Source organism: Candidatus Latescibacterota bacterium (genome assembly GCA_019038625.1).
Taxonomy (GTDB): Bacteria; Krumholzibacteriota; Krumholzibacteriia; order Krumholzibacteriales; family Krumholzibacteriaceae; genus JAGLYV01.
Window position 1 is genome coordinate 1 of the sequence record JAHOYU010000111.1, and the last position, 3,411, is coordinate 3,411.

The 3,411-nt window shown below is 52.3% G+C and carries 5 protein-coding genes; all 5 read right to left on the reverse strand.

The annotated features are described in order from the left end of the window. A partial coding sequence (locus KOO63_08785; GenBank protein MBU8921902.1) for a hypothetical protein occupies nt 1–195 on the reverse strand: 195 nt, incomplete at its 3' end. 115 nt (nt 196–310) lie between these two features. Further along, nucleotides 311–1,069, reverse strand: a complete 759-nt coding sequence (locus KOO63_08790) for a hypothetical protein (protein ID MBU8921903.1) — start codon at nt 1,067–1,069, stop codon at nt 311–313. Further along, nucleotides 1,069–2,187, reverse strand: a complete 1,119-nt coding sequence (locus KOO63_08795; protein ID MBU8921904.1) for a hypothetical protein — start codon at nt 2,185–2,187, stop codon at nt 1,069–1,071. Before KOO63_08795 ends, KOO63_08790 begins: the two co-directional genes overlap by 1 nt. Nucleotides 2,188–2,546: 359 nt before the next feature. Beyond that, a complete protein-coding gene (locus KOO63_08800) occupies nt 2,547–2,843 on the reverse strand; it encodes an HU family DNA-binding protein (protein MBU8921905.1) in 297 nt (98 codons plus the stop codon). Between the two features lie 220 nt (nt 2,844–3,063). Continuing rightward, nucleotides 3,064–3,411: hypothetical protein (locus tag KOO63_08805; GenBank protein MBU8921906.1), on the reverse strand; the 348-nt coding region annotated here is incomplete at its 5' end.

The following is a 3,411-nucleotide window of genomic DNA, read 5'->3' on the forward strand; positions in this document are numbered from 1 at the left end:
ATGAATAAGTCCCCTGGCATCACTGTATTTCAAGATTTCCCGGACAGCGTTGTACGTCTCTTCATCGTTGTCGGTGATTATGATGGCCGCAGGTCGAAGTCCGTACTCCCGCTCGAATACACCGCCGATCGATTTTGCCGGGAATATGAACAGGACCACTGATAAGAGAAGCAACGCTACCTTGATATTCCGCACTTTCTACCTCACTTTAATTATTATCCTGAATAAAAATAGGATTTCTAAGGCATCAAGGCAAATGAAAATCCGGATTATGGTCGATTCAGGGAAAAATCATATCTTCGCGTGGGGATCATCTCTTTGTGCAGGATATCAGGACCGATTCGGTGATCGTCACCTTGGGCCTGGGCTTGCGCCTGCTCGATTCAAGCCGGGTGTGACTCGAAGTCTCCACCCTGCTGCGTACCAGTCCCCAGAACGGGACATCATCCGAGACCAGCAGGCGGCTGGTCTCTTCTTCGTGTCTTACCGCCTTGACTCCGCCGAGATCGAGCATCTCGTCAGAACTTCTGTAAAATTCCGCCAAAGAACAAAGATAATCTCCGGCCGGGGTTTCGACCGTCTCCTCACCAAGCTCTCTTCTCTCGGTCTCTCCATCGAAGGAAAGAAAAAGCCGCTCCAGCCCGAAATCCTCGATCTCTTCCGCTGAAGGTTCGCGGAAATCATCTTCACCCATCCTGACGATGATCGACCTGATAGAGGCCCGGACATCTTCCGCCGATCCGGCTGATATGATATCCGGAGACAACCAGAGGCGCACAGCCACCGTCTCACTGCTCATCACAGGCCAGGATGAAGATACGATCTCCAGAAGGAACGAGTCTTTTTCCGATTCGATCACACCCAGTCCCGCCATCGTCGTGTCGAGTACTCCGTAGGCCTCCGAGATGATCAGGTACTGGACCGAGCTTCCCGGCTCGAAAGAGACCGTTTCAAGAGATACGCCTGGTATCAGAAAATCGATATCTCCCGCGGGCAGGGCGGACGCGGCAATCAGGATGACCGCGCATGCCAATACCGGGACAACAGTGAAAAAAGCAGTCTTCCTCATCACTCCAGTTCCGTTCCGGACGAATCGGCGCCCACACAATGATGCATATTTCTCATCATCTTCTCATAATTAAAATCGGGGGTCCATGCTGACGTATGACACCGCCTGCATGATTTTCTGGCGGAGGCGGCATAACTCCCGTCCCTCCTGTGGATAGTGCCGGGACCGTGACAGGCCTCACACTGCACTCCTCTCAGGTCGGTACCGCCTCTCTCCTCTGATTTGACAGAATACCCGCTGAAATGACCGTATCCTGTCGTGTGACAGGCCAGGCAACTCGGGTCATCTTCCTTGTCGTCGAGGGTGAGCCTCGTGAAGGCTCTGAAATGGGGAGTGGTCATAAACTCCGACATGATATCGAAATGGCACCTGGCACAGGTCTCCATCCCCAGATACCTTTCCCGTATCCTGCCGGTGACCGTATCGCGTGACAGAAATTCGCTTATACTCATCTCTCTCAGCCTTGCTCCCTCGCTGGCGCCGAAATCCTTCATCCTCGCGGCTATTTCAGGATCGCGGGGCATCGACCTCTCCAACTCTATCAGCACAGTATCGATCAAAGCCGGTTTTCCAGACTCATCGAATCCGATCCCGGCCATTCCGATGGCCTTGCCTTTTTCGCCAGCGAAAAGTACCGGAATGCCGAATTCCTCGAATATCCCACCGAGAGTATCGGCGCAATCCTCACGGGCCGCCTGTCCACTCGCGGCATGTCCCCTGATTACCAGGTCGAGCCCGTCAAGAGCGGTGATCACTTCCCGGAGCTTCTCCTTGCGCATGTGAGCCAGGAGGATCGTATAGTCGGTCTCCCTCTGGAGTTCCTCCATTACGATCAACCCCTCCGCAACGGGGTCGCGGATCTCAATGTCTCCCTCCTCGGCTGGACGCTCTGCGAGGAGGGCCATTATCCCTATCTTCGTCCCGCGCACTTCCTTTATGACTGTGGGTGGAAAAAGCCGATCTCCATCCCTGTACAGGTTCGCGCATATCACTGGAAGACCGCTGGCAGCGTCTTCCAGGATGGACCTCAGCCCATAAGAGAGTTCTTTTTCACCTATGGCTACCGCATCGTAACCGAGCTCTATCATCATAGACGACAGGAACCGGCTGCGATACATTTCGACTATCCCCGACTTCGCGTAGAAATCCCCTGCCGACAGAAGGAGAAGCTGCGGATCGGATACTCTCTGTGATTTAATCTCGGCAGCCCGCCGGGCCAGCCCTCCGGAAGACCGGTCGCCTCACCCGGAGGGAACGAGTCTTCCCTGATCGTCTCCGGTGAAAAGGATCCTGAACGGCTCCTTCTGAGAACATCCGGATATGACAAGTAAAAGAGTGAGGACTATCGATATTCCCATCAGGGTCTTCATAAGGCTTCTTTCATTTTCGGTAAGGTCTATACCGGCCCACTACCGGTAAATATAGGAAAAGGGGCAAAGCTATTCCAGTTTCTTTGCCCCTTAAAAATATATCCCTCTTACTTGTTGGCTACGCGTCCCTTCAGGGACTTGCCGGCTACGAAAGCAGGGAATTTTGTCGCTGCGATCGTGATGGTCTCACCCGTCTGAGGGTTGCGACCCAAACGTTTTTTACGCTTGCGCTGTACGAAAGTACCAAATCCTGTGACCTGGACTCTTCTTCCTGCTGCTACTTCGGTAGCAATGATGCCTTCCTTCGGAGCAGTACTGAAAATTGCATCTACGGCCGAGCGCGCATCCTTCATCGTCAATCCGGTTTTCTTGGCGACCTTTTCGGTCATCTCAGTCTTGTTCATCTTACACCTCCTTTTGCATTTAACTGAATTCAGCGAAACTTTAACCCCGTCCCCAAAGGCTGTCAACACTTTTATACCTGTTTTTGCCCGTCCTCATCACTTTTTTCGAGATTCGGGTTTTTTAAATCGGAGAATTTTCAGGGTTCCGGGAGTCGATTTCAGGCTTCTCGATCGAAACTTCTGGAAGGATTCGAAACAATTCTCTCCAGAGCTGACCAGATCAGAATCCTCTCATTCCACTCAGTCCCCTTCTTCCGACTTCGTGGAAAATGTCGGGCAGATCCTTGATCCTGATCCTGAAGTAGAATCCCCAGTCGCTGGCAAATCTGGAGTGTATGAATTCGGCCTCCCAGCAATGCAGGTCCCGATGAATGGTATAGACCTGGTTGGTGAACTTCCTCGCTTCAGGATCATAATATGCAGTATACCTGAGCTTCCAATTCTTTGTCAGATTTAACGTTCCATTGATATCGATCTTGCTGCTCATAGTGCGCCTGAGGTTCGTTCCATAGTTCGTCGAGAAGGAGAACCCCGTGTGTATAGTCCATGAAGGGACACCATCGGCCTC

What these genes read in the sequence shown, in the direction of transcription:
- KOO63_08795 (MBU8921904.1), bottom strand. Translation starts at nt 2,187, where the DNA reads ATGTATCGCAGCCGGTTCCTGTCGTCTATGATGATAGAGCTCGGTTAC.
- KOO63_08790 (MBU8921903.1), bottom strand. Translation starts at nt 1,069, where the DNA reads ATGAGGAAGACTGCTTTTTTCACTGTTGTCCCGGTATTGGCATGCGCG.
- KOO63_08800 (MBU8921905.1), bottom strand. Translation starts at nt 2,843, where the DNA reads ATGAACAAGACTGAGATGACCGAAAAGGTCGCCAAGAAAACCGGATTG.